This window comes from Bacillus kalamii, assembly GCF_047238185.1.
Classification (GTDB): domain Bacteria; phylum Bacillota; class Bacilli; order Bacillales; family DSM-1321; genus Bacillus_AD.
In genome coordinates this window covers 42,421-68,579 of record NZ_JBDFMI010000003.1, presented here as the reverse complement: position 1 = coordinate 68,579, position 26,159 = coordinate 42,421, and the positions used below count along the sequence as shown (strand labels likewise).

Below are 26,159 nucleotides of genomic sequence, written 5' to 3'. Positions count from 1 at the left end.
AATGAAGGGGGTACCATTGATTCAAAAGTATGAAGAGAATATCACGTATGACGAAGCCAAAATGGAGTTATTCGTTAAAGAGGATCGCTTACTACATTTTGTTGTAAAAGACCTTATCAATAAGGGCGGGAAACGCTCAGAGGTCCTGCAGAGTGTCTTTAATGGTTATATTCTGGATGATTTCGACATGGTACATGAATATCAAAAATACGAAAAGGTGAGCAAGGATCAGTAGATCCTTGCTCTTTTCTTTGGAAACGTAAAGGGAGGGGGACATTTGAAAAGTACAAAAGATGTATATTTTGATGGGAAAGAATATGAGGAATAAAGAAAAAAGTTGCATGATGAGATAATCGAAATGTTCCATATTGATAAGGGAGTTAATCCTAAAATTAAAACCCTTCAAGCCATCTTACTAGGTGGGGGATCTGGATCAGGTAAATCGAAGGTTGTGGTTGACGTTATTGGAACAGATGGTTTTGTAGTAATCGATGCTGATGAAATAAAAAAGGTATTGCCTGAATATCAAAAGGCAGTCCAAGCGAACATTCCACATGCTTCAGATATTGTTCATAAAGAGAGTTCTGAGATTGCCAAACGGTTATTTAATGAGATGGTTAATCGAAAAGAATGTTTGATTTATGACGGGACCATGAAAAATAGAGAGAAGTATAGAAAACTAATCAAATTATTATCGGAGAATGGGTATATTATTCAAATGATTATAGTAGATGCCGATTTTAAAATAGCTTTGGAAAGGGCTGATAATCGATATGAAAAAGAAGGAAGGTTTGTTTCAGAAAAAATTATCATGGAATCAAATAAAGCTGTTGCTAAATCATTCTTAGATTTGAAAGATGATGTGGATCAATACTTGGTTTTCAACAATGATAGTAACACTGAAAATCCCAAGTTAATTGCTTATAAAAATATAAATGAGGAACTCGTCGTCTTAAATGAACGTTTATATGCAAAATTCAAACAAAAAGCAAAATTGTTTTGACATATATATACAAGGCGTTATAATTGATAAAAATGGAGGGATGCAGTATGGACATGAATGAATATGTATTAAAAAAATTTAAGGAAAACGCGCCTGCTGCAGCAAAAAAGTGGCGTGAAGAACGTGAGGGAATTCTGAAAAAACCTTTTTCTAGACCTAATCGCGAACAAGCAGAAAAAGAAGTGGAAGAATTTTGGCGTTCAGTTGAAGAGGATAGAAAGAGAAATAATATCACATCTATATAAACTAAATGGCTGCCTAAGGGCAGTCTTTTTTGTTTCAACATCAAAGATGAATTCTGATGCGAACGGGGCAGGATAGCTGTACAAAATGTTTCTTGCTCATTTTTACTTCAAACGGTATCACCCACATCAATTATAAAGATGTAGATTTACTTAAAAATTCACTTCTGAGCGTGGTAAATTTTAATCTCATAATGAAAGAGGAACTAGCTCTAAATACCAACGTGAATTAACAGTCGCTATTAAATGGGCACGTACTACGGCTTTACTTACATACGTATCTGACGAATAAGTGATACAACCTAAAAGCACAATCGATTTCATATCCGTTGTGCTTTAGTTATTCCATATAACAGACATCTTGAGTTATTAAATAGTATTATATCCTAGATAAAGATTACAGACTTCCTTAAGATATTTGGAGGCTAGCACTTTTAAGGAAGTAACCAATCCTTTATTAGCTAACATTCGTCTAACATTGTCATTGATATCCTATTATTGTCTTAACTAATGAAAAGGATGATTTAATGGTGAGAGTACTGATTATAGATGGTAATTTATACTGGGCTTTAACAATGAAGAGAAGATTAGAAAATATAGGATTTCATGTGGAACTTTCAAATAAAGGTATGGATGGGGAGGAAAAAGCATTTGCAAAAGATTATGATGTTATCCTTCTCGATATAAATCTTCCTGATATAGATGGTTTGGAAATCATATCATTCCTTCGTAATTCGAAAAGAAATACCCCTGTTATCATTAGTACAGCCTGTGCTAATTTTGAACAAATAGCATTAGGGCTAGATTTAGGTGCAGATGATTTTCTGATAAGACCATTTCAACTTGATGAATTACGTGCTAGAATCCAAACAATTGTTAGACGCTTCCGCGGACACACTAGGTTGCTTAATAACATGAATCAATTGGATATTTCATCGTTTAATTTTAATAATAGAGAATCTTGCTAGTAGATGCTTTTTAGAAATGGTGACTAATTATGCAAGTCTTCATCAGTACAGTAGAGATACGCTCTGCTGTATTTTTTTGCTTGTATAAAAAATCAAACATCCTATTTTTGTGATCAAATTGGAAAAAAGTTCAAGAATTTTTATTGAACAATAATCTAGAATAAGACTTAACGCACAATCAAACGGTATTCTAACATTCTTTTTGTTATGGTTATAACATTTGATAAAAGGTGGAGGATTCTTATGAAATTGTTACTAGTAGAAGACGATGATTTACTTTCCAAATTTGTAGCAAGAGGTTTAAAAAAACTAGGATATGCTGTTGACCATGCCTATGATGGGGAAGAAGCTCTTCAACTTTACGAAATTAATAATTATGATTTAATGATACTTGATTTAAATATACCGAAAATAGAAGGAATAGAAGTTTTACGTACCATTCGAAAAACAGACTTAGATTTTCGGATTTTGATTCTGTCTGCCCGAGATAAGGTGGAGGAAAAAATTAATGGATTAGATAGTGGATGCAATGATTATCTAACAAAACCTTTTGATTTTGGGGAGCTTGAAGCACGTATCCGTAACCTACTTCGCCGTCGAATTCGAATAGAGGATACTAAATTACATTGTGGTAATCTAAGTATGGATACTGCAGCGAAGAGTGTAGCTTACAAAAACAAAATCATAGAATTGACGAAAAAGGAATATTCCATTTTAGAATACTTGATGTACCATCAGGAAAAAGTGGTGAGTCCTGAGGAACTAATTGAACATGTATGGGATAGCGATACGGATCTTTTCTCTAATTCATTTCGCTTCCATATTCATTCCCTTCGAAAGAAGTTGGCAAATATCAGTGGGGATGATGGTTATATTGTTACTCTTCGTGGGCAAGGGTATCGCATCTGCGATCCGGCGAAAAATCTACTATGATAAAATGGTCCTTACGTATAAAAATTACGTTCTTTGTTGGACTAATTTTAATCATTGCATGTTTACTCTTAACATTCAATTCCCTTTATTCTGCGAGAGGTTATTATGGTAACCTCTTTATTGATACCCAAATAGAAAAACTACCTGATCCTAGAAAAGACGAAAACTTGGAAGCAGATAGAATAATGGAAATCGAATCTGTACCTAATGACCCGTATTCATCAACAACAAAGGAATTTTCTGCCCAAGGTATCATAGTCATGTTTTTAACAATTGGCATTTCGCTTCTCTTTACCTACTGGGTAACGGGGCGTATGCTGAGGCCATTGACTAACTTGACAAATTCTATTCGTGAGATTGATGAGAACAGCCTTAATCAAAGAGCACAGGTACCTAAATCTGAAGACGAGGTGTTTTTACTGACAAAATCGTTTAATGGAATGATGGATCGCTTGGAGGAGTCATTCGTTATACAGAAGAATTTTGCCTCCAACGCGGCACACGAATTGAAAACACCGCTGTCTGTCATCTACACAGCTCTTCAAGTAATGGAAATGGATGAAGAAACGAGCATTGAGGAATACCAGGAATTCACTCAAGATACAAAAGTCTGTATAGAGAGACTGAGAAAAACAGTAGATAGCTTACTTGCATTGGCAAATGAACCGGTTGAAAGTGCAAATGATATCGTTGAGGTGAAAAGTCTGCTAAAACAGGTAATAAAAGAACTTTCTCCAAAAGCAGAGGAAAAGAAGGTAATTGTTTCTCTTACAGGAAAAGAAAATCAGTTAATATGTAATAAAACTCTTTTATATCGAGCCCTTTATAATTTAATAGAAAATGCTATTAAATATAATCGAGAAGGTGGAAAGGTTGAGATTCGCCTTTTTATTGAGGATGATAAGAGCAGAATTGAGATTATAGATACTGGAATAGGAATGTCAGAAGAGGATATGCACCATATCTTTGAGCCTTTTTATCGGGCAGACCGTTCAAGATCACAAAAAGTTCCTGGGTCAGGACTTGGTATGGCAATTGTAAAACTAATAATTGAACGGTATCACGGACAAATTCTTGTGAAAAGCAAGATTGGACAGGGTACATCAGTAACAATTTTTTTATAAATACACCTTCCTTTTAAAAACTAATCTTGTTCTAACAGTTGATTATGTATGATAAGGCTATAGTCAAATGAAAAAGCATAGCAAAGCATTTGACAGGTATAAATAAAGCCTTCTAAGGCTATACCAAATTTAATTTTGAAAGGAAGTTTTTAATATGATGAAAACTAAAATCTCGGGTATCTTAGCAGCAACTGCATTGGTGGGGGTATTAGCAGTCCCTGCTATGGCATCTCCAAATTCTAACACTAGCGTTATCGAGTCTGCTAATAGTAATACAAGTCTCAATCAAAAAGTTAATGTTACAGAAAGTCAAAAACAAGCCTTTAAGGAAAGCATGAAGGCAGCTGGTTCATTAAAAGAAAAAACACTTAAGGATATTGATAGTGGAAATTTATTAGTGGATGATCAAGCTGTTGCAGAGTATCTTCAAGATCCAAAAGGATATACTGATGCACATAAACCTGTCGATGGTGCAAATAAGATAAAAGATACTGGTGGAAAAGCATCTGCTTATTTTCAAGTTGATGGAAAATAATCAAACAAGTGTAATAGCAGAAGATCAGACTGTCAATTTGGCGGTCTTTTCTTATGCAGCTAAAGGGGCAGAATAGTTCAATAAGGGATTGTTGTAAATTTACAAAATGTTACAATTGATGTAGTTTAGCAATCACACTAAAAAAGGGGATAAACAATGAATTTATTACTTGGGATAACTGTTGGATTCATCATAATCGGATTTATTGTTAACGTTTTTATAAAAAGGAATATAGAAAGGAAGAAAAGTTCAACAATCCAAACTGTTTGGTGGATAGTGGGGACCACAGTTTGGGGGATAACGAGTATTTTTCTCGTTGTATGGTGTTTTTACAAAATTTACTGAGTCTTTGGCCTAGTTAGAGGTAGTAGTTTATTTTTGTGAAGTAATGTACTTAAACAAAAGGGGCAGTTTATCGCAAGAAGGATTCAAACAAATCATAGCGAAAAATTAATTCTAAGTGCAATCATTCTTAATTAATTAATTAATAGTAGTAAGGAGTAAGCAATATTGAGTAAATTTCTATATCTAGTAAATCTAGTGGCTAATTTTTTTATGTACCATTTCTTAATACAATGGTTTACCAATACTGTTGTGATTGAGAATTATTTTTTTACAGGTGCAGCGTTATTAATGATGTTTGTCTTGCCTGTAATTACAACTGAATGTACGTTTAGATATTTAAGAAATAAATAAAACCTGAAGATTTGTTTCAGACATTATGGTTCTAAAATTCCAATTAAGATTGTCGGTCGAGAGTTCTTTTTTGTTAATTACACAAAACCAGCTAATAGTTTGTCAAACATTTCGCTAAATAATTAGATTATGGAATTTGTTTTTAAAGAAGGCTTACCCTAAAGTCGAAAATATTTAAATGAGCTGTTATCCAAGACTAAGACTTTATAAAGGAGCCTTTTTTCCTTACATACTTATGGCTTGTTTACGAGATTCATTCAAATAAAAAATCTTGTAAACAAGCTTTTTTGTTTAGACACATTTTTTTATCGTACATATTTAAAAACTCCAGACATTCTCCACATGAGATTCAGAAGAACAACAGGTCAGCTTGTTAGTATAAACATATCAAATATTTGGAGGTTTTATTTATGAAAAAAAGAAAATCAATCATCTTATCGACGGTTTTATTATTATCCTTTGTAGGAGTGCTAGCAGGTTGCCAATCAAATGAAAATGAAGATGATGCAACAAATCAAGGCAGTAGTGGTAGCGTTCAGCAGAAAGATAACGTAGAGGATTTTGATGCAAGCGAATTTGATTCAATCGAAGGTGAGGATGGATCGGGTATTCTTTTACCTAAAGGAACGAATCCTGAAGAGCTTGATAACCTAGAAGGGAATTAATCAACATGAAATTACTTAATTCTAGAAAGAAACTATCTATATTTATAATCTGCTCCCTAGCTTTTATAGGGGGCGGAGGTTTCTTTCTTAATAAAGAAAATGCCAATAAGCAAAATACACAAGAAATTATTCCATATAATGTGGGAACTCTGTCATCGGAAGCACATGGTAACGATAGTATGAATTTAACAGGGAGCATAGTGGCTAATAATACAAGCGAGATTACGATTAATCCTTCACGTGGCAAGGTAACGCAACTTTTTGTAAAAGAAGGAGATAAGGTTATTAAAGGGCAGAAGCTCTTTCAATATGCCAATCCTGATGGCGACTTCGCTATTCGAGAGTCAGAGCTAAATGTGAAAATACAAGAGAAGCTTTTAGCACAAAAGAAACAAGATAAAGTACAAAAAACAAAAGAATTATCAAATAAAAAAAAGGATATGCAATCAGCTGTTGAACCAGAAAAGAAGGTAGTAAAAGAAGAAGTCTCACAAATGACAGCTGAATTGTCAGATTTAGAATCAGAAATTGAAAACGTAACTTTAGAATTAGAAAAAGCACAAATGGTTGTCAAAACAAATAAAGAAAAGTATGGACAAACGATAGTAGTAGCTGAGTTTGATGGCGTTGTTAAAAAGATCAACAAAGAGCAAATGGAGAAATCAGACGGAAGTGACATTTTTATCACGATCATTGATCACTCTAGTTTATATGTTGAAGGGACCGTTAATGAGTTTCAAAAAGATAAAATTCAACTGCAACAAAAGACTAAGATAATCGAAAGAGGCAATCAAAATAAGTCTTGGGATGGAGAAATTACGACAATTGGAAGCATAACAGTTGAAGATGATGGAAATAATAATAGCGAAGAGAATCCTAATATGAGTAAATATCCATTCAAAGCAAAATTCAAAACGACGGAAGATGCGCCTAGTATCGGCAAACATGTTTTTGTACAAGTTATGCCACCAGAATCGAATGATATCAAAATACCACGCGAATATATTGTCAAAAAAGATGATAAAACATATGTGTGGAAAGTTGAAAATAATAAGGTAAAGAAAGTTGAAGTGGAGACAGTTGAAATCAAGGGTTCGGAAAACGTAGTTAAAATTGTAAGGGGCTTGACGAAGGATGATCATCTTGTATTTCCATTTCCAAATTTAAAGAACGAAATGGAGGTTGGTAGCAATGTTGTCGTTGAATAATATTTGCAAGTCTTATCCTCAGGATGATACGGAGATACCGATTCTTAAAAATATTACGCTTTCTATTGAAAAAGGTGACTATATATCTATCATGGGACCATCGGGATCAGGTAAGTCTACTTTAATGAATATTCTTGGATGCCTTGACCGACCTTCAAGTGGCACATATGAACTTAATGGCAGAAATGTAGAGGAAATAAATGATAATAATTTATCAGATATTCGAAATGCTGAAATAGGCTTTGTTTTTCAAAACTTTAATTTACTACCTCGATTGTCCGTTTTACAAAATGTTGAGCTACCTTTACTTTATGCAGGTGAATCGAAGGATAATCGGCAAAAGAAAGCGCTAATCGCGTTGAGAAGAGTGGGGTTGGAGGAGAGAGTTCATTTTCTTCCGACAAAATTATCTGGAGGACAGAAGCAAAGAGTAGCCATTGCTCGAGCGCTTGTGACAGAGGCAGAGTTCATTCTTGCCGATGAACCAACAGGAGCGTTAGATACCAAAACAGGTGCTCAGATTATGGACTTACTAACAGAGTTAAATGAGCAAGGGAAAACGATTATTCTTATAACACATGAACAAGAAATTGCTGATTATGCTAACCGTCATTTAATCATTAAGGATGGGAAAATAGTGAGTGATAAACGGAAGGTATTAGCATGCTAGAAACAATTAAACTTTCTGTGCAAGCTATTTGGTCACATAAATTAAGATCACTATTAACGATGTTAGGAGTCATTATAGGAATTACAGCGATCATTTCTATTTTTAATATTATTGAAGGGAATTCTGTGGTTATGAAACAACAAATCGCAGGAGGATCTAATAATACAATGGAAATCGAATATGGTGGTGAAAGTAAGTTTAGTAAAGGTATATTAACAGGTGCAAATGAGAAAAAACCGGCGTATATACCCGAGATAACGGAAAAACAAATGAATGAAGTTAGAAATATACCAGGAATAAAAAATGCTGCTTTGCTTTATAAAAAATCACTAACGATTTTTCAGCAGGAAAAATCGATACGTGCTGAAATAATAGCAACAACGCCTAACTATTTTGATATGAAAAAGCACTCTATAATGCAGGGAAGATTATTAACCCAGTCGGATATGGACAACCTTAATCAGGTTGCCGTTATTAATAAAGTAACTTTTGATAAGTTATTTCCGAAAGGTGATGGTATTGGTCAACATATCGAAATAAATGGGAGTCCATTTAAAGTAGTTGGTGTCGTGGAAGAAATAGAAGAAGCGAATGCTTCCTCTCAGTTTAATCCAGTAGGTGCCATATTTGTTCCTGTTGGACAATGGACTTCTTTTCATGAGAAGGTAGATCCAGAACCAACTGTATTAGTTCAAGGCGAGAATACTGATCAGCTTAAATCTATTTCTCAAGAGGCGATTAACCTTTTGCTGACCTTTGTTCCTAAATCAGATTACATTTTCGGCGTAAGAGATTTTTCGGAATACGAGAAGAATATGGAACAGATTAATAAATCACAGTTATTTCTTTTAGGTGGTATAGCTAGTCTTTCCTTAATTGTAGGCGGAATCGGTGTCATGAATATTATGCTTGTATCCGTAACTGAAAGAACAAGAGAAATCGGTGTGAAAAAAGCGTTGGGTGCAAAGCGAAAAACGATTCTTTTTCAGTTTTTAATCGAATCAATCATATTGACTCTTATCGGGGGAATAATAGGTATTGTACTTGGGTTAATTGTTGGTAAAGTATTGACAGTATCAATGGGCTATCCGTTCATTATCTCTCTTTTACCTATTTTCGGAAGTTTAATGTTTTCTTTATTTATTGGTGTCGTGTTCGGAATTATGCCTGCATTTAAAGCTTCGAAATTGAATCCAATAGAAGCACTTCGTTATGAATAAATAGGATTAAACGTTGAGAACCATAAGCAGGAGGGTCACTTTATGGAAAAGAAAATACTAGTTGTGGAAGATGATTCTACAACTAGTTCAGTGATAGAAAATTTTTTAACGCACAATGGATATACTGTAACTTGCTCTTTTGACGGTGAAAACGCTTGGGAACTAATTACAAATCATGAATTTGATTTAATTCTATTAGATGTCATGATTCCTAAAATAGATGGATTAGAGCTATTACAGAAAATTCGTGAAGATAACACTGTACCAATTATCATGCTGACAGCTTTATCGGATGAATACACACAAGTAGTAAGCTATGAACATTTAATAGATGACTATGTAACAAAACCATTTTCACCAACGATTTTAGTGAAAAGAGTCGAAGCCGTGTTAAGAAGGGTGACAGATAAAATCAATACAACACATAAAATGACGTTTGGAAATTTGGTCTTAGATTTCGATGCTCATTTAGTTGAAAAAAAAGGTATAAGAGTATTACTTACCAAAAAAGAGTATGATATAATCGCGTATCTATTTCAAAGGATGGGAAAGATAACGACTAGAGAGCAATTATTAGAGACTATTTGGGGCTATGGAAGTACCCCAGGAGATCGAACTCTTGATAGTCATATCAAAAATATACGAAAGAAATTACCAGAGCTTAAGATAACAACGATTGTAGGAATAGGATATATGATACAGGGGTATTTAAGTGAAAATTAGAACGAAAAATTTTATATATACTTCTTCTATTGTCGTACTAATTGTATCTTTAGCCATTTTAATTCTATATTTTACTATGCCGAAGTACTATTACCATTTTAAAGAAAATGAGTTGGAATCTTTATTAAAAACAGTGGAGGAACGAATAATAAAACCTCCACAAGATCTCCTATTATTCACCTATCTTGATAATCTTAAAGTAGAAAAAAATATAATTATTACCATTAGAAATAAAAACAATGAATATGTTTATCCAAGAAAACAAAAGATTGAAAATCAGCTAATGTTTCCAATGGATGACGAACAAGAGTTAAATAAATTCAATAAAAGCTTAGTAAACCAAGAGCTTGATGAAGAAATAATAGATGGAAAAAATTTTATTGAGCTAAAGAAAATTATTACTGATGAAGAGGGTAAACAGTTTCTAATCAGTCTGTCTTACTCACTTCAACCGATAGATGATACGAAATTTGTATTATTAAAAATATACCCATGGATACTAGGTATTAGTTTTTTAATCGGCGGCATCTTTACGTATTTATATTCTTACTTTTCAACGAAAAGAATTAAAAGTATCTCTGCTAACACAAAACAAATGACTAAATTGCAAAATGCTAGATTAAATAAGGAATATGGAAAGGATGAATTAGCCGAATTAGCTCACAATATAAATTTTTTATATTTAAATTTAGTTAGAACAATTGATGATTTAAACAAGGAATTAGAGCTAACATCCAAGATGCAAATTCAAAAATCAGACTTTTTAAGAGCGGCATCCCATGAACTGAAAACACCTATAACGGCTATGCTTGGGGTCGTTGAAGGAATGATTCATAATATTGGAGATTTTAATGATCGTGATAAATACTTAAAAAAATGTCATGACATTCTAAATGAACAAACACAGCTAGTGAACGAAATTCTAGACATTTCTAAACTAGATATAAATAATGAAAATAGAGCAGAAAATGCTTTTGAAATAAAGGAAGTCTTAGAAGAGATATTGCCGACATATCAGCTTATCGCTAAGAATAAAAAACAAATGATTACGTATTCTTCTGATAATAGTAACGCATTTGGTGATCATTCCGAATTTAAACGGATTATACGAAATATAATTAGCAATGCTGTCCAGTATACGCCAGAAAAAGGTTATATTTCCATTACTATTTCTAGTTCTCGAGTGGTCATCTCAAATGAATGTACGCCTTTGAACGAGTACCATCTTTCAAAAGTTTTTGAAGCTTTCTATAGACCGGACTTTGCTAGAAATAGAAATGATGGTGGTACTGGACTAGGATTATATATCGTTGCTCAACTAATGAAACGAAATGGGTGGATTTACTCATTTAATGAGTCGAGCAAAATAGAGGGGATGGAATTTATCATTGATATGACACGGGTTACTAAGAATCTATAGGGAATTTCAGCACCATTATTCCCTGCTCCATGGAGCAGGGTTATCTACCGAGTTTACAAATGTTGCTACATTGTTTGGAATAACAATAACAGGTATCTTTGTAATGATAATGAGATTTTTACCGATGGATTTCAAATAGAATTATAATGTAAGCTCATATACAAAACGCTTGGAATCAACCCAATCGTTTTTATGCGAATCCATAGACTTGTGAATAAATGTTCTTAAACTAAACCAGCTAATAGTTTGTCAATCATTTCACTCAAAAATAGAATATAAGCATGTTATACTGAAAATAAGGCATGACAAATAAACTTCCTTTAATGACGTGGAAGATACTTGAAGATATGTGAAAATTTATTTTAGACAACATCTTGGAAGGTTGTTTTGGTTTTCAAAAGAGCGTAAATCCAATGTAAAAGCTTGTTCGCACAGGCAATGATGGAAACTCGATAAGGCTTTCCTTCATCACGTTTTTTGTCGTAAAACTCACGTAGTCTCTTATTTCGAGGGATGAGTTCTTTGGTTGTTCTTGTTTTACGTGCATCTCGAATGGCGCAACGAACAGCTGTAAATAAGGCATGCCGCAGCCTGCTGGAACCCCTTTTCGTAATATGGTTTTTGGTCCCTTTGAAGGTGCCAGACTCAAATACACTGGGATCGATTCCCGCAAAGGCAACTAACTTTTTAGGGTGATTAAACCGATCTATTTCTCCAATTTCAGAAATAATCGTTGCCGCGATTTTTTCACCGATACCAGGAATGGATTGGATAATCTTATATTCTTCTATATTTTTTGCTAGGGCATCTATCTCTTCTTCAAGGTTGGATAGATGCTTTTTGTATTCCAGAAGAATTTCAATCAGCATCTCTAAACTAATCAGGTGACTTTGGTACAGGGTTTGCTGAAATGGATTTCGACCAGCTGCTTGTATAAGCTTATTCGCTTGATTACAGGCCCATTTCTGAGATCGGCTCTTGCACAGTTCATGAATCTTCAAAGTAAGGATCTCTTCGCTAGCTTCCAACACTTCTTTAGAAGTTGGGAAGGCTGATAAAGTACGCAAAGAGACATCCGAATACAATTCGCCAAACACACCTACATACTCAGGAAATACTTGATCCAACACAGATTGAAATTGTAACTTCGCTTGCACAAACATACCTGTCAAATTCTCGTGCTGTCTCGTCAGATTACGCAAGTTCAAAAGCTGGATACCACGCTTTTTATAGGGCTCTAAATCCTCTTTGTAATAGAGCTCGCAGAGATGATGGGCATCTATTATGTCTGTTTTGACTTTGCGCAAACTCGAACTTTTTGCTTTGTAAGAAATGAGTGGATTCACAATGATTAACAAGTATCCTCTTTTTTCGAAATACTGAACGATAGGCAGATGGTAATGCCCCGTAGACTCCAAAACAATGGGTGGTTGTGAGCCTGATTGTTCTTCCACTTCTTTGATAAAGGTGTGTAATTCCTGTAATCCATCCAGAGTATGTGCGACTTTAAAGCTCTTTTTGTAAGGCTTCTTTTTCTCCAAGAATGCTTGAACCTGACTTTCACCTTTTGCGACATCCAGACCAATGACTGGATTCATGATATCTCCTCCTCATCAATGAATTAGCTGGTAACCCCTAAATGGCTCCTTATAGTGTCATAGCTTCGCTTGTTATACGAGATCTGTGTCCCAACCAGCTTCAATCATGTTTCTATAAGTAGGGGGCGAACAGTTTAGTTGTCGGGATTGAATCCCACGGGTGCATACGTTCTACCCCAGCTACCATTAGTATTCTAGAACCTAAATAAAAAGGTCAACCAATAACATTGGCTAACCTTATAATACGATCGGGTGCATTACTCCAATACCAAGGGCTGTGATCAGCTCTTTTTTTGTTATTCCACAAACGGTGCAGGTGTGCGGCCGAGCCTAGGTCGTATCATATAGCGGGTGGGATTCCCGTCGAGTAAGAACTAGCCATTCGCTCGTAGCGAGTCTTGGAGGGCTAATGGTAACATTAGCCTTTAAGCGTAGACAGTTAGGTAGTGGGCCGAAAGCCAAATGGTTGAAGGGATTGAGCTCCATAAGCGTTAGTAAACCGAGAGGGCTGATGCCTTACCTGCGTGCAGAAAGCAACATTTTATCCTTTGTTAAAGGCAAGAAGGATAAAACCTCTCTGGAGTCAGAGACCTTGGCACGCTATACATTGATATGATTCGGCAACTCGGGAGACCCTACAGGTCTTTTCTTTTCAGAAGAGTATGGTCTACAAGTGATAACAAGCAAGGAAACCAAATGCCGTGTAGGGAGTCGGATAGCAGCGTAGTACCAATGAAGTTGGGTAATGCCAATGGAGGGAAGGCTAGCTACCAGTTATCACCCTTACTAGGGACACATTTACTACACACAGAGGTAGGGATAATAAATGGAAACAAGACTAGTAAGGATAGCAGAATTAGCAATATCTGATCTTAAAAGATTAGCTATATTTTGTGAATGGTAACTAGGAGGAGCCGTGTGCGTTAATAGCGCAAGCACGGTTCTATGAGGGGGGAGAACACAATCTACCGTAAGGTTGAGAGGTTCTCTTCTACTCGAGTAGTGGAAGAAGAGTATACATCCGCTTTGTAGAAATGGTATTCTTTAAGTTGTTGTAAGGTTCAGCTAAATTAAGAGATAAATGGAGTAGATTTAATGAAAATTTCAAATAAATTACCAGAAAGCAATCCAAGTGTGCATTTAGAATTAGTCAAAAATAACTGGATTCCAATGAAAGAACCTAAGAATTTAACAAGTGCAATTTTATTATCTATTCCATTAATGATTGCCTCTGCATTCATCTCTATTGGGATAATAAATATCTTTTCTAGTATTTCTTTAAGCGATTTTGGAATAAAATCTGATGCCATAACGATTACCATTAATTTAAGTATAATTCTGTGGTTATTTTTACTTTTAGTAATACACGAATTAATTCATTTGATTTTAATTCCGAATTTTGTTAAATCAGAAAAAACATATGTAGGATTTACACTGTTTGGGGGATTTGTGATAACAGAAGAAGAGATTTCAAAATCGAGATATATCATTATTACAATTGCTCCATTTGTGATTATTTCAATTATTTTGCCACTAGTATTAAGTTCACTTGGACTATTAACAACAACAACATTAAAGTTCTTAATAATACTAAACGCAATGGCATCGTCGGTTGATCTACTAAACCTTCTTCTTATAATTAAACAAGTACCGAAAAATGCAATCTTAAAAAGCAATGGACCAAACACTTATTGGAAAAACGCCAAATGAAAGAAAAATAAAAATGAGAACGAAAATCTTCTTCTTCTACTAACAGGTACTAGATTTTAAGATCAAGGCTGCTTTCAAGCAGTCTTATTTTTGTTATGGTGCTATCGGGGCAGGATGGTTGAGAATCTAATTTTTACAAATGTAATAAAAACTAGTAAAAGATAAGCAGGGAAATCACCCTGCTTATCTTAAAACAACTATTCATATTTTTCTTATTTTCTTGGTCTACTATAAAGTTCATTTATACATTTAAAATATATTTTTCAATTCTTAAACAGAGGTAAAGTTAAATTTCCTGAAAGAATCATATATATATAATACAAACTAATAACAATTAATGTCACACTAACTACTATTATACAGTACTGAAGTGGCTTACTATTTTTAGAAATTTTCTTTGAAAATGCTATGAGTACTACTCCTAAAATTAGAGCCATTAAAATAACTGATAGAAACATTTTTGTCATTCTCCTTTCAATGTTGAAAAATCATTTCTTTCCGAAAATCATTGTGGCTAATCTTTTCTTGCTTGGTATAATTGTATCATTTATATCTTGTTAAAGTCCTCACAAAAAAGAGACCTTTATAATACAAATGTCTCTTTTTTGTTATATTTCAGACGTAAAAGCAACATTAATAAATATATCAAAGGTGAACTGCTTAAGTATTCAAAACAATCTAGGTATGTGAAGAAATGTTCTTAACCTAATAGGTGCTAGAGCTGAAGATCAAGGCTGCTTTCGAGCAGTTTTATTTTTGTTATGGCGCTATCGGGGCAGGTGTGCGGCCGAGCCTAGGTCGTATCATATAACGGGTGGGATTCCCGTCGAGTAAGAACTAGCCATTCACTCGTAGCGAGTCTTGGAGGGCTAAAGGTAACTTTAGTTTTTAAGCGTAGACAGTTAGGTGACGGGCCGAAAGCCAAATGGTTGAAGGGATTGAGCCCCATAATCGTTAGTAAATCGAGAGGGCTGATGCTTTACCTGCAGCAGAAAGCAACATTTCATTCTTCGTATATGGCAAGAAGAAGGAAACCAAATGCCGATTTAGGGAGTCGGATAGCAGCGTAGTACCAATGAAGTTGGGTAATGCCGATGGAGGAAAGGCTAGCTACCAGTTATCACCCTTGCTAGGGACACATTTACTACACACAGAGGTAGGAATGATAAATGGAAACAAGACTAGTAAGGATAGCAGAATTAGCAATATCTGATCTTAAAAGATTAGCTATATTTTGTGAATGGTAACTAGGAGGAGCCGTGTGCGTTAATAGCGCAAGCACGGTTCTATGAGGGGGGAGAACACAATCTACCGTAAGGTTGAGAGGTTCTCTTCTACTCGACTAGCTTTATAGAAAATTAAAATTATAAGTTGTAAGCTTCTGAAAATGTGAAAAAATGAAGGCATTTAAACACATGGGAGACGGTTATATACAGAAATATGGAGATATAAATAATTCATATATGGTAAAGTAAGAATAGTTTAACTTAATTAAAACTAAGGAAGATAAAATGATATTAAGGCAATTATTTGTCCAATCCCACACATATCATTTTATGGAGGAAATATGTTTAAGAATAATTTTAAGATTAATAATATTCCTGCGATTTTGTGGGGAGAAAAGAGTAAAAAAGTTTTTATCGCAGTACACGGAAATATGTCAAATAAGGAAGATATAGTGATTCAAATATTAGCTGAAGAAGCCATTCGAAAAGGTTATCAAGTATTAAGTTTTGATTTACCAGAGCACGGAGAAAGAAAAAATGACACTACTCCTTGTAAAGTACAGTTTTGTGTTAGTGAACTATCTATTATTATGAATTATGCAAAAGAACATTGGGACGAAGTAAGCTTATTTGCTTGTAGTATGGGAGCTTATTTTAGCCTTTTAGCTTATCAAAATGAGGGATTAAAAAAGACATTATTTTTATCACCAGTTGTTGATATGGAGCGACTTATCGAAAATATGATGAAATGGTTTAATGTAACACCGGAACTCTTGAAAAAAGAAATGACTATAGAAACGCCTATTGGTCAAAAATTATATTGGGATTATTTTTGCTATGTTAAAGAACATCCTATTACAATATGGAATACAAATACATATATTTTGTATGGAGCTAAGGATGACCTATGTGAATTTGAAACGATTAACAATTTTAAAGAAAAATACCATTGTGTTTTAGATGTTATGGAAACAGGAGAACATTTCTTCCATACTGAAGAGCAGTTAAAGGTAGTAGAGCAGTGGCTACACAAAAAGATTAATTAACAAATAATCACAAATTTACTTTGAACCTGTTAGAAAAAATGTGATATATAAACTGATTTTGTATATGAGAAACAATATAAATGTGAATTTATTCACTTAAACAAACAGGTGCTTTAGTGAAATAAGGAGTATTAAAATAATCAAACTTTATTTTAAAGCAACATTAATGAACGTTTAAACGTCATTTTAATAAAATTGAGTATTACCAATTGCTTATTTTTATGCTAAACTGACAATAGTTAATGAACTTTGAAAATCCTTGTATCTTCCCGCCAAAGCGAGCAGAAGAAAGTTGGATGTGCGTCTGTTTTGTCTTAAGTGTTCCCACCTTTTTTTGGTGTGCAGAACGAATTAGATATGAAAAAAGTAAATAGCGATCATTCAAAACGTAGATGAAGTCTCTTTCTTTTTGGTGGGGACCGCATATGCGTTTTTTTATGGGAATCAAAAGATGTATAGACTTTTCTATACGTCTTTTTTTTATATCCAAAAAATCAAAAGGAGCGCTTATATGAATCATTATGTTACCTGTTATTTTGAAGAAGGTAATGAAACAAAGTATGTAGCCATATCCAAATGCTTAGTTCCTCAGTTTATTGAAGAACACCATTCGTATGCCTCTATTCAAGTGTGCGATCCCCGAAATAGGGAGATCACGACATATGAATATGGGGAAATCAAAAAACAAATAAGTTAATCAACCAAAGTATAAAAGGATAAGAATTTGAAGAATGAAAGGCGATCGTCAATCGGGATGCTGATTGATCTTTCATTCTTCTTTTTTTATGGAATCCTTTCCTATACCGGTGGCAGCTGGTGTAATGTGCAATCGAAAAGATATAAACTGCTGTATCCGGAAGGATGGAATGATCAAACATATACCGATTCATTGACTCCAGATGATATGGAAAAAATCTTCTCGGACATTGATCGACTAAAGAGACTTCATTTTCAAATCAATAAAAAAGAGGAGGCTTTATAATGGCCAGATTAGCATCGGAATCAAAAGGTGGGTTTTATGCAACACCCGTGGAAGAGATGAGTTACATTGTGAAAGCATTGAAGGTAACACCAGGGGAGAAAGTGAATTTGTTAGATCCCTGTGCTGGAGAGGGGAAAGCATTATCACATATGGCAAAACAATTAGAGTCCACTCATCAATGCTCATGTACGACCTATGGAATAGAACTGGAGAAAGGGCGTGCTGCCACAGCCGCCTTGAACCTTGACCATGTACTGGCATGTGGGTATGAGGAAACTCGAATCAGTCATGAAGCCTTTTCAGCCCTGTATGTAAATCCTCCGTTCGCCCAACTACAGGGAAAACGACTGGAGGGACTTTTTTTGCAGGATTTGACGGATAACTATTTACCTGCAGGTGGCCTTTTAATCTTCAACATCCCAAAATACGTGCTCCGAGATGTTTCAAAAACGTTGGCCAGTCGGTTTGTTGATATTCGTGTTTTTCGTTTTTCCGATTTGAATGGACATTACGATCGTTTTCAACAAGTGATTGTATTTGCCAAACGTAGACTAAAAGGACTCCGAACGACAGAGGAACGTTTATACAAAGAAAAAATAGAAAAGGAATTAATCAATCTTTCCTTCTTACCTAAAGAAGCCATTACGCCTTTGGATCAATTGGAATCCTTGCGTGTGAGGTATACGGTAGAACAGGCGCCGATGCAGGTGGACCTTTTCGTGAGCTTGAAAGTGGATGCAAGCGATATACTGGCATCCCAGGCGTCTTCAGGACATTATGAGAAGGTCATGATGGCTATGTCTTCGTTGGAAGTCACCTCATCAATGAAGAAGATCCGACCGGCGTTGCCTCTTAAATATACGCATATTGCTTCTGCGATTAGTGCAGGCGCATTGCCTGAAAGCATGGGAAACCATATGCTTCTTGGTTTAACAAAGCGTGTTCAAGAGGAGAGGAAAGGATTCAATCCTAAGAATGGAAAAGAACAAGATATCACCACATTTAAACCGAAATCCATTGTCCGTGTATTTTCGGACCAAGGTATTTTTAATCTAAAATAAAGGAAGGAAGAGGAATATGTTCAAAAGAGAATGGCCACTATTGGCATTTGGGAATGGTGTATTTGTCCTAAGTTTTTTGTTTATGAAGAAAGTGCTATTCATGAATGTAGTGGTTGGACTGACTGTAAATAAAGGGATGGCACATTTCATGTTGTACTGCCTTTCTATTTCAGTGCTAGTCATCTTTGCTTTTAATGCCTGGTTTTTACTTCGAATCATCTATCAAAATAAAAGCCAAGTAAAATCCTAAAATCAGTAGCCGGATAAATCGAAATAATAAACAAACCATTTTAAATACGTAAAGGAGGGAAGTCCCTTCTGCATGAACAAATGCAGAGGGGGCTCCCTTCTGTCTTTGTTCGGCAGTGGACGAACATATGAAAAAGCTTAGAGTGATGGAGGATGGAAAACAATTTGAGGTGTTTATCAAATTCATCCTTTCAGAAAGAGTGGATCATACGCAAGAACCAGTGATTGTAGGAATCGGTTATGCGGGAAGCTTCACAGCTGCGAGGGCTGTTCATGCGGCTCTATATGACAGTCATGTTCTTCATGTGGTTGACGAGAAAACGGACAAAGTGGAGATGTATCGTTCCAGTAAAAGTTTCAGACGGATTGAAACGGTGGATGGAAAGGTGACGCATCATACCCTTTTACCGCGGTCTACATCAGATGATGATTATCAACAAAGCTTGAATGAGATGGTCCGAACGGGTTCCAAACATGTGCCTGAGCGAGTGGTCATTGCGCCAAAAGGCAATATCATGGAAGTGGCAGGTCAATATATTGCAGAAGCGTTTGGCCTCCCGAAATCAAAGGACTGGGCTAACCAATATCTAACGATTTTAGGAATTGAAAGCTGCATGAAAATTGAAGTGGCCACTACAGATTTAGCTGGTGATTGGAAAGAGATAAAAGCTGTTAAAGTTGTCTCCATGACGGAAGAATCTGTTCTGGCTAAGATGGAGACAGCTATTAAAAATAAGGTATTAAATCCTCGCTCTACCTCTATTATGGGGCAAGGAGTGTTTACGAAGGATATGACGACAACCGAATATTTAAAAGCCAATGCAGAGCTGCTTGGTAAAAAGTTGGATGCGTTCATGAAGCCATTAACCGATGGAACCGTATTGTCTCCGTTTATGGGAGAATTGAATCGTATTCCTTTGCCTGCCCAAGCAAAAGTAAGTATGGCTGCGCTTGAGGTATTGAAACGAAAAAAAGGTGTGTTCATTACGGCCGAGATGGGAACAGGGAAAACACAAATCTCGTTAACATCCGTGTTTGTCTATATGAAGCAAAGAGAAAAGACAGGCGCAAAGGATGGAATCCGAGTGTTAGTCATCGCTCCATCGAATGTCTTGCCGAAGTGGGCGACATCGGAAATTCCGAAAGTCATCAAAAAACAGTTGTTTACAACCCGTATCATTTCTAACACAAATGAAGCGCTAGAGTATGTACGGCAGGTAAAACAAAATCCTAGAGTACCTAAGGGCCTTATTGAATTCGTACTGGTTAGCACTGATCGAATGAAATTGGCTGCCCAGGGGTACGTGCTAGGATCCAAATGGGATTCGAAAAATCATGTTTGGCGTTCTCCTGATACAGGAAAGGCACTATTAAAACATACCAAGAAAAAAGGGGAAAGTGCGGAAGATGCAGTAGCTGGTTGGGTAGATGTGATTGAAAAACCGAAATTACCGCCTACTCCTGCAGACATAATAAAAAGCCGCAAGGCTGGAACGTTGCTTCCGAATGGGCTACCGAAAGACTACGTCATCAAATGGAAACCGGATATCCGTAACTTGCAGGAAGACTATGACGGAAAAACGAACCGATCCTTGGCCAGACCGGCACGAAAAGAATGGGGAGAAACCCATGGCGGCGCTCGGTGGATGATTGCGGACATCTTTCAAAAGCATTTACGTAATCATTTTCATATGGCTATCTATGATGAAATCCATCAAATGAAAGCTTCGGATAGTGGCCGTGGATTAGCCTTGGCAAAAATGCTTCAATCATGCCGTAAATCATTCTTTTTGACTGGAACCTTAACCAACGGTTCCTCCTCTTCCATTCAGGCGCTCATTTGGAGGGCTTTTGCTGGGGAGATGTTGAAGGAAGGCATCACGTACAGCACCTCTAAAGAACAATGGGCCCAACGATATGGTGTCTTGGAAAAAATAGTGACACAGCACGATGGAGATAAAAATGTAGGGGTTCACACAAACCGAAAAAAAGAGACAGTTATCGTGAAAGAGCGACCAGGTATCTCTCCTAAGTTGTTAGCCAATTATTTGTTTGATAAAAGTACGTTTCTTGATTTGGCTGACCTACAGGTCCCTATGGTGGAATTTAATGAAATTCCTGTTGTGGTGGACTTGGACGATGACCATTTGGAGGAATACAAAAAATTGCATAGTGATTTATATACGAATGCCATCCATTATCAACGAGAGATGGGAACAGCTGCTTGGTCACATTTTAATCCAGTGACGATTAATTATGCCGATCAGCCTCAAAAAGGAGCAGAAGTACAGTATGTGGCAAGAGATGGTGTCTTACTTGATACGGTAGTGGCGAAGGCCTTTCCAAAGAGTTACAGAACGGCTAAGGAAAGAGCGCTCTTGAAACACGTTGAAAAAGAAGTAAGAGATAAACGGCGTTGTATCATCTTTACCAACTATACCGGTGGATATAAAACAAATGAGCGTTTAAAGAGCATTCTTGAAGAACAAGGAATCGCTTGTGAAATCATGAATGATAAGGTGAAAGTGGCTGACCGATTTGAATGGCTTGATTATCAAGCAAAAACGGGTAAAGAAGTATTGATTATGAATATGCGCCTTATTGAAGTAGGCCTCGATTTGATGGAATTTCCTACTCTTATGTTTTATCAGCTGAATGACGATATTAATGTCGTTAGACAAGCGAGCAAACGATCCCATCGATTGGGACAGCACCGCGCATGCAAGGTCATGTTTTTTGTGGCCAATAATACCAATCAATTAACCCAATTTCAACGCTTGATGAGTAGACGTATCGCAGCCATGATCGTAGAAGGTCGAATAGAACGTTCGGACGAACTGGCGAAATACGCTGATACAAGTACGAATACTCTAGTTTCAGACCTTTCTAAAACGTTGTCTGCCGTAGAACTAACGAATGCCTGGAAGTCTGCAGCTGTAAAAGACTTAGATCAGGACCTGCAGTTAGTATCGGAAGCCGAATTTAAAGAGCGAGTAAATCAATCATTCAAAGAGTTGACCGATGAGACGTTAAGAATCTGTGGTTATCAACCCTCTCAAGAAGCTGATTTTAATTGGGACGCGTTTGAAGCAGCTCTTAATGAATTCGATAAAGTGGAAGAAGCGTACCAGGCTTTAGAAATGAAGCTGGCTAAACAACAAGAAGAACAGGTAAAACAAAAACAACAAGATGAACTGGAGAAGCGCCGCCAAAAACGAAGAAAAGAGTTTGATAGTGAGGTTATTCATGGAGTCGAACAATTAGACTTCTTATCACTACTGAGTTAATCAAAACGTGAGGAGATCCTTTGGGGATTTCCTCTTTTTCTTTCGTTAATTAGTCATGTGATTAAGACCATCTTAATGGATTGTCTTGAAAATGAATATAACTATGGGGGCGTTCGTATGTTACAGTTTATCGATAATTTATCATTGAATAGTGGGGACAAAGTGGAGTGTTACTATAATAGCAAAAAGGGATTAATCTCTGTCCGTTCTATCGATTACGGAAATGATAATTATGGGAGAATTGTGGCATACGCCGAGTACATACATCTTGAAGATGCAGAATTTAGTTATATGAAAGGGATCAATCGAAAAGTGTGCAGAGGGAAATATGCAGGAATACTTCCTGTCATTCCGCGTACAGAACAGATGGTTTTTCACGAAGAAACAGGCTTTTATACGACGGCCAATGAACAGATTAAAGGAGCTAAGTATGTAGTTTGTTATAAGAACATGGTACTGGCTGAAAAGGTGATAAGAATAGGGGCTGAAAAGAATGAGTCAATATACTAAAAGTGGATTTTCTAGACCATTTGGCTGTTGTGGCCATTGGGAACAATGCCAATTGGGGAAATTAGCAAGCCAGTGTTTTTATGTGAGCATTGATCCAGTAACCATGACCAACTGTGTGGCTTATCAGCTTAATCGAAAAAAAGAAGAAAATAAAATGAAATTGTTAAAAGATGCACTCCTTCAATACGATAAAGCTCATCAATTGAGAAGAATTCTATAAATTATAGCAGTAATTTAGGGCCTAATTTGAAATGTTTGGTAAAATAAAAACCCGGGCTATTTAACACCAGTAGAGATCAAACAACAGACCTTATAATTTTTGTCCAGTTTAGTGTTGACATTCCAGGGCATGGGATGAAGGAGCTATATGTGACACCTGAAAACTTCGAGAAGCAGATGATTTATTTAAGAGAACATGGTTTTACTTTATTAACATTTGATCGTTGGGATGAAATGGATAAGGTTAACAAGCCGATATTCATTACATTAGATGATGGATATAAAAATAATCTTCATGCCTTTACGATTCTTCAAAAGCTAGAAAGCAAACAGTTTTAGCCTGCTGCTACTTTTTTTATCATATCTGATTTTATTGATAATGATAAGCGACTTTCGCAATCAGATTTGAAAAGGATGGCTAATTCAAAGTTTGCATCCATTCAATAACATACAGCCACTCATCCGAATTTAACTAAGATAATGGATTTTGAATATGAATTGAAGTCATCTAAAGAAAAGATAGAAAAAATAAAAGGAAAGCCTGTTATAGCGCTCGCTTATCCTTATGGTAGCTTTAATTCGATAGTAGTGGAGGAAACTAAGAAATATTATTCTTTTGGACTGACAACGACTCCTGAACTATATTCAGAAGGCACTTCGAAGGATGAAAAATACCAGTTGCCAAGAATATATGTCAAGTACACAACAACTCTTTTGGAATTTGCAAAGATGGTGGATGGAAAGTAAGTGTAATGAATGTATTTCATTCCTCTCGCAATGCGGAATCTCATCTTAGATACTTTTCAGTGATTATACAAACTATTCTTCGTTATCTTGAGATAACAAATATATAATGAAAACAGACTGATTTGATATGGAGGAGAAAGATGGAGGCAACAATTTTAGTAGTTGAAGATGATGTTTCTTTAAATAGAGGATTGACATTTAAATTGAAAAAAGAGGGCTATCAAGTTCTTTCCGCAAGTAATTTGGAGGAAGCACGATCGTATTTGCAGAGTCATACCATTGATTTAATTGTAAGTGATGTTGGATTGCCTGATGGAAGCGGATTTGATTTTTGCCAAGAAGTTAGACAAACGAGCGATGTTATTTTTGTTTTACTTACAGCTTTAGATCAAGAAGTGGATATGGTGACAGGATATGAATTAGGTGCAGATGATTATATTACAAAACCATTCAGTTTGCTTATACTTATTTCAAAAATTAATGCCTTAATGCGTCGTAATGAAGGAAAGTCCAAAATGATGGTATTCCAATCAAAAGATGTTGTTTTTTCCGTAGATGAAATGAAGATCACTAAAAGAAATAATGAGATGTTGCTAAGTAAAAATGAACATAAACTCCTTAAATATATGATGAATAATGCCTTACAAGTGTTAACGAAAGAGCAGTTATTACAAGCGCTCTGGGATCATGATGGGCAATTCGTGGATGAGAATACAGTAGCTGTAAATATTCGTAGATTGAGAGAAAAGGTAGAGGATGAACCATCTATGCCAACATATATTAAAAATGTTCGAGGTGTTGGTTATGTATGGTCAGAAGAGTGTGTGAAGCGATGAATAGTAAGAAGTATTCATTCTTATTCCTTGTTATCGGCTTCGTAATGGCTTGCGTATATGGCCTATTTCTCTATTTACAGTATGATCAAATTTCCACGTACCATGATGAACAAAAAGCGTATACAGATAGGCTTGTTGGAAAGTTAGTATCACTTTATCCAGAGGATGAATCGCGCATTGTTGAGGCAATCATTCAAAATAATACTGATGAGCAAGGATTAGGAGCAACGATTTTGGCGAAGTATGGTTATGATGAAACATTACCATTCATGAAGGATGATCGTTTTCTGCAATTTATCAATGATTCCTTTTTAATCAATGGTTTTTTGCTCCTGCTTTTGTTAATTTTAAACGTATTTGTCTGGGAAAAGATGAAGCGAAGAAATAAGGCCTCTTTGACTTTTATTTCGAATCAATTGACGAACTTTATGAATGATGATTATACAATGATTGAACCGAGCTACAAAGAAGGAAATGAACATCAAATGTATTCATTACTTTATCAATTGGGTAGAAAACAGCAACTCCATTTTGAAAAGCTAAGAAAAGAAAAAGAATCTTTAAAAGAGTTAATTACAGACATTTCTCATCAAGTGAAAACACCAATATCTTCTTTACAGCTTTATAATGAGCTACTGCTTGATCCTGATTTAACAAAAGAGGAGCAGCAAGAGTTTTTACAGAGTAATAGTTATACAATTGAAAAGCTACATAACTTATCGGATGCATTATTGAATTTATCAAGATTAGAAATTGCGATGATTCAGTTAAATCAAAGATCAACAAGTATGAAAGCATTACTTGTAAAAGCTATGAACAGTGCTTATCCAAAATCATTACAAAAGAATGTTGAATTAATAGTTGAGGATTTTGATGATCTTTATGTTTTTGCTGATGAAAAGTGGACAGAAGAAAGTATATTTAATGTGATCGATAATGCTGTCAAATACACCAATCCACATCGAGAAGTAAGCATTTCTGTTCACTCATTGGTGAACTTTGTCAGAGTGGATATTGCCGATCAAGGAATTGGGATTAATAAGGCTGAATATAATCGTATTTTCCAACGTTTTTATCGAGGGAATCATCCTGAGATACAAGGGATAGAAGGTTCAGGTGTAGGACTCTTTTTAACAAGAAAAATAATCGAAGAGCAGGGCGGCAGTATTGTTGTGAAATCAGAAGAAGGTGTTGGAACAACGTTTTCGCTATTCTTACAAAAATGTAAGAGTGATTGAAAGAGTGATGAAAGAATAGGATGTTATCCTCAATGTATAGATA

Annotated in this window: 27 protein-coding genes and 2 pseudogenes; 28 read left to right on the top strand and 1 reads right to left on the bottom strand. The window is 35.6% G+C overall.

The features are described from left to right. Window positions 1-16 precede the first annotated feature (16 nt). From ABC357_RS17190 to ABC357_RS17125, 14 genes and pseudogenes are all read left to right on the top strand, one after another. Window positions 17-235 carry a hypothetical protein gene (locus ABC357_RS17190; protein WP_412888832.1) on the top strand — a complete coding sequence of 73 codons (219 nt, stop codon included), beginning with the start codon at window positions 17-19 and terminating at the stop codon, window positions 233-235. A 123-nt stretch (window positions 236-358) separates the two neighbouring features. Further along, window positions 359-1,003, top strand: coding sequence for a zeta toxin family protein (locus ABC357_RS17185; RefSeq protein WP_412888831.1), 645 nt, complete (start codon window positions 359-361; stop codon window positions 1,001-1,003). A gap of 47 nt (window positions 1,004-1,050) precedes the next feature. Beyond that, the gene (locus tag ABC357_RS17180; protein WP_412888830.1) at window positions 1,051-1,248 is read left to right on the top strand and encodes a hypothetical protein; all 198 of its coding nucleotides are present in this window, start codon (window positions 1,051-1,053) and stop codon (window positions 1,246-1,248) included. A 56-nt stretch (window positions 1,249-1,304) separates the two neighbouring features. Next, a pseudogene (rpsR, locus tag ABC357_RS17175) lies at window positions 1,305-1,537 on the top strand (30S ribosomal protein S18). Between the two features lie 235 nt (window positions 1,538-1,772). Then, the gene (locus tag ABC357_RS17170) at window positions 1,773-2,213 is read left to right on the top strand and encodes a response regulator transcription factor (RefSeq protein ID WP_412888829.1); all 441 of its coding nucleotides are present in this window, start codon (window positions 1,773-1,775) and stop codon (window positions 2,211-2,213) included. Between the two features lie 243 nt (window positions 2,214-2,456). Next, on the top strand, window positions 2,457-3,146 hold the full coding sequence (locus ABC357_RS17165; RefSeq protein ID WP_412888828.1) for a response regulator transcription factor: 690 nt from the start codon (window positions 2,457-2,459) through the stop codon (window positions 3,144-3,146). 185 nt (window positions 3,147-3,331) lie between these two features. Beyond that, a complete protein-coding gene (locus ABC357_RS17160) occupies window positions 3,332-4,270 on the top strand; it encodes a HAMP domain-containing sensor histidine kinase (protein ID WP_412888827.1) in 939 nt (312 codons plus the stop codon). A gap of 154 nt (window positions 4,271-4,424) precedes the next feature. Then, window positions 4,425-4,805 carry a hypothetical protein gene (locus ABC357_RS17155; RefSeq protein ID WP_412888826.1) on the top strand — a complete coding sequence of 127 codons (381 nt, stop codon included), beginning with the start codon at window positions 4,425-4,427 and terminating at the stop codon, window positions 4,803-4,805. Window positions 4,806-5,911: 1,106 nt separating this feature from the next. Then, the gene (locus ABC357_RS17150) at window positions 5,912-6,166 is read left to right on the top strand and encodes a hypothetical protein (RefSeq protein ID WP_412888825.1); all 255 of its coding nucleotides are present in this window, start codon (window positions 5,912-5,914) and stop codon (window positions 6,164-6,166) included. 5 nt (window positions 6,167-6,171) lie between these two features. Continuing rightward, the gene (locus tag ABC357_RS17145; RefSeq protein ID WP_412888824.1) at window positions 6,172-7,374 is read left to right on the top strand and encodes an efflux RND transporter periplasmic adaptor subunit; all 1,203 of its coding nucleotides are present in this window, start codon (window positions 6,172-6,174) and stop codon (window positions 7,372-7,374) included. Continuing rightward, window positions 7,358-8,044 carry an ABC transporter ATP-binding protein gene (locus ABC357_RS17140; RefSeq protein WP_412888823.1) on the top strand — a complete coding sequence of 229 codons (687 nt, stop codon included), beginning with the start codon at window positions 7,358-7,360 and terminating at the stop codon, window positions 8,042-8,044. The genes ABC357_RS17145 and ABC357_RS17140 overlap by 17 nt, the downstream gene beginning before the upstream one ends. Beyond that, window positions 8,038-9,264: an ABC transporter permease gene (locus tag ABC357_RS17135; RefSeq protein ID WP_412888822.1), complete on the top strand. Its 1,227-nt coding sequence runs from the start codon at window positions 8,038-8,040 to the stop codon at window positions 9,262-9,264. The genes ABC357_RS17140 and ABC357_RS17135 overlap by 7 nt, the downstream gene beginning before the upstream one ends. A gap of 42 nt (window positions 9,265-9,306) precedes the next feature. Next, on the top strand, window positions 9,307-9,987 hold the full coding sequence (locus ABC357_RS17130) for a response regulator transcription factor (RefSeq protein WP_412888821.1): 681 nt from the start codon (window positions 9,307-9,309) through the stop codon (window positions 9,985-9,987). Further along, complete coding sequence (locus ABC357_RS17125; RefSeq protein WP_412888820.1) at window positions 9,977-11,407, top strand: sensor histidine kinase; 1,431 nt, start codon at window positions 9,977-9,979, stop codon at window positions 11,405-11,407. Before ABC357_RS17130 ends, ABC357_RS17125 begins: the two co-directional genes overlap by 11 nt. Before the next feature lie 362 nt (window positions 11,408-11,769). Here ABC357_RS17125 and ABC357_RS17120 read toward each other — a convergent pair whose 3' ends face one another. Continuing rightward, complete coding sequence (locus ABC357_RS17120) at window positions 11,770-13,005, bottom strand: IS110 family RNA-guided transposase (RefSeq protein WP_412888819.1); 1,236 nt, start codon at window positions 13,003-13,005, stop codon at window positions 11,770-11,772. A 409-nt stretch (window positions 13,006-13,414) separates the two neighbouring features. On the opposite strand from ABC357_RS17120, the gene ABC357_RS17115 reads away from it, so the two are divergent. The 14 genes and pseudogenes from ABC357_RS17115 (at window position 13,415) to ABC357_RS17050 (ending at window position 26,116) form a co-directional block, all read left to right on the top strand. Then, window positions 13,415-13,621, top strand: coding sequence for a hypothetical protein (locus ABC357_RS17115; RefSeq protein ID WP_412886823.1), 207 nt, complete (start codon window positions 13,415-13,417; stop codon window positions 13,619-13,621). A gap of 479 nt (window positions 13,622-14,100) precedes the next feature. Continuing rightward, window positions 14,101-14,715, top strand: a complete 615-nt coding sequence (locus ABC357_RS17110) for a DUF3267 domain-containing protein (protein ID WP_412888818.1) — start codon at window positions 14,101-14,103, stop codon at window positions 14,713-14,715. A gap of 1,567 nt (window positions 14,716-16,282) precedes the next feature. Beyond that, window positions 16,283-16,987 (top strand): alpha/beta hydrolase, encoded by a 705-nt coding sequence (locus ABC357_RS17105; protein WP_412888817.1) that lies wholly within the window; start codon window positions 16,283-16,285, stop codon window positions 16,985-16,987. Window positions 16,988-17,498: 511 nt separating this feature from the next. Then, window positions 17,499-17,684, top strand: coding sequence for a hypothetical protein (locus ABC357_RS17100; RefSeq protein WP_412888816.1), 186 nt, complete (start codon window positions 17,499-17,501; stop codon window positions 17,682-17,684). A 27-nt stretch (window positions 17,685-17,711) separates the two neighbouring features. After that, a complete protein-coding gene (locus ABC357_RS17095; protein ID WP_412888815.1) occupies window positions 17,712-17,969 on the top strand; it encodes a hypothetical protein in 258 nt (85 codons plus the stop codon). Beyond that, the gene (locus ABC357_RS17090; RefSeq protein ID WP_412888814.1) at window positions 17,969-19,030 is read left to right on the top strand and encodes a DUF6094 domain-containing protein; all 1,062 of its coding nucleotides are present in this window, start codon (window positions 17,969-17,971) and stop codon (window positions 19,028-19,030) included. Before ABC357_RS17095 ends, ABC357_RS17090 begins: the two co-directional genes overlap by 1 nt. Before the next feature lie 16 nt (window positions 19,031-19,046). Next, a complete protein-coding gene (locus ABC357_RS17085; RefSeq protein WP_412888813.1) occupies window positions 19,047-19,280 on the top strand; it encodes a hypothetical protein in 234 nt (77 codons plus the stop codon). Window positions 19,281-19,407: 127 nt separating this feature from the next. After that, on the top strand, window positions 19,408-22,566 hold the full coding sequence (locus tag ABC357_RS17080; protein WP_412888812.1) for a helicase-related protein: 3,159 nt from the start codon (window positions 19,408-19,410) through the stop codon (window positions 22,564-22,566). 117 nt (window positions 22,567-22,683) lie between these two features. Beyond that, a complete protein-coding gene (locus ABC357_RS17075; protein ID WP_412888811.1) occupies window positions 22,684-23,076 on the top strand; it encodes a hypothetical protein in 393 nt (130 codons plus the stop codon). Then, a complete protein-coding gene (locus ABC357_RS17070) occupies window positions 23,060-23,296 on the top strand; it encodes a hypothetical protein (protein ID WP_412888810.1) in 237 nt (78 codons plus the stop codon). The genes ABC357_RS17075 and ABC357_RS17070 overlap by 17 nt, the downstream gene beginning before the upstream one ends. A 149-nt stretch (window positions 23,297-23,445) precedes the next feature. Continuing rightward, window positions 23,446-23,634 carry a polysaccharide deacetylase family protein gene (locus tag ABC357_RS17065; RefSeq protein ID WP_412888809.1) on the top strand — a complete coding sequence of 63 codons (189 nt, stop codon included), beginning with the start codon at window positions 23,446-23,448 and terminating at the stop codon, window positions 23,632-23,634. A 120-nt stretch (window positions 23,635-23,754) separates the two neighbouring features. Then, window positions 23,755-24,042: pseudogene (locus tag ABC357_RS17060) on the top strand (polysaccharide deacetylase family protein); the annotation flags it as partial. A gap of 140 nt (window positions 24,043-24,182) precedes the next feature. Then, window positions 24,183-24,878, top strand: coding sequence for a response regulator transcription factor (locus ABC357_RS17055; RefSeq protein WP_412888808.1), 696 nt, complete (start codon window positions 24,183-24,185; stop codon window positions 24,876-24,878). Further along, window positions 24,851-26,116 carry a sensor histidine kinase gene (locus ABC357_RS17050; RefSeq protein WP_412888807.1) on the top strand — a complete coding sequence of 422 codons (1,266 nt, stop codon included), beginning with the start codon at window positions 24,851-24,853 and terminating at the stop codon, window positions 26,114-26,116. The genes ABC357_RS17055 and ABC357_RS17050 overlap by 28 nt, the downstream gene beginning before the upstream one ends. The last annotated feature ends 43 nt before the right edge of the window (window positions 26,117-26,159 follow it).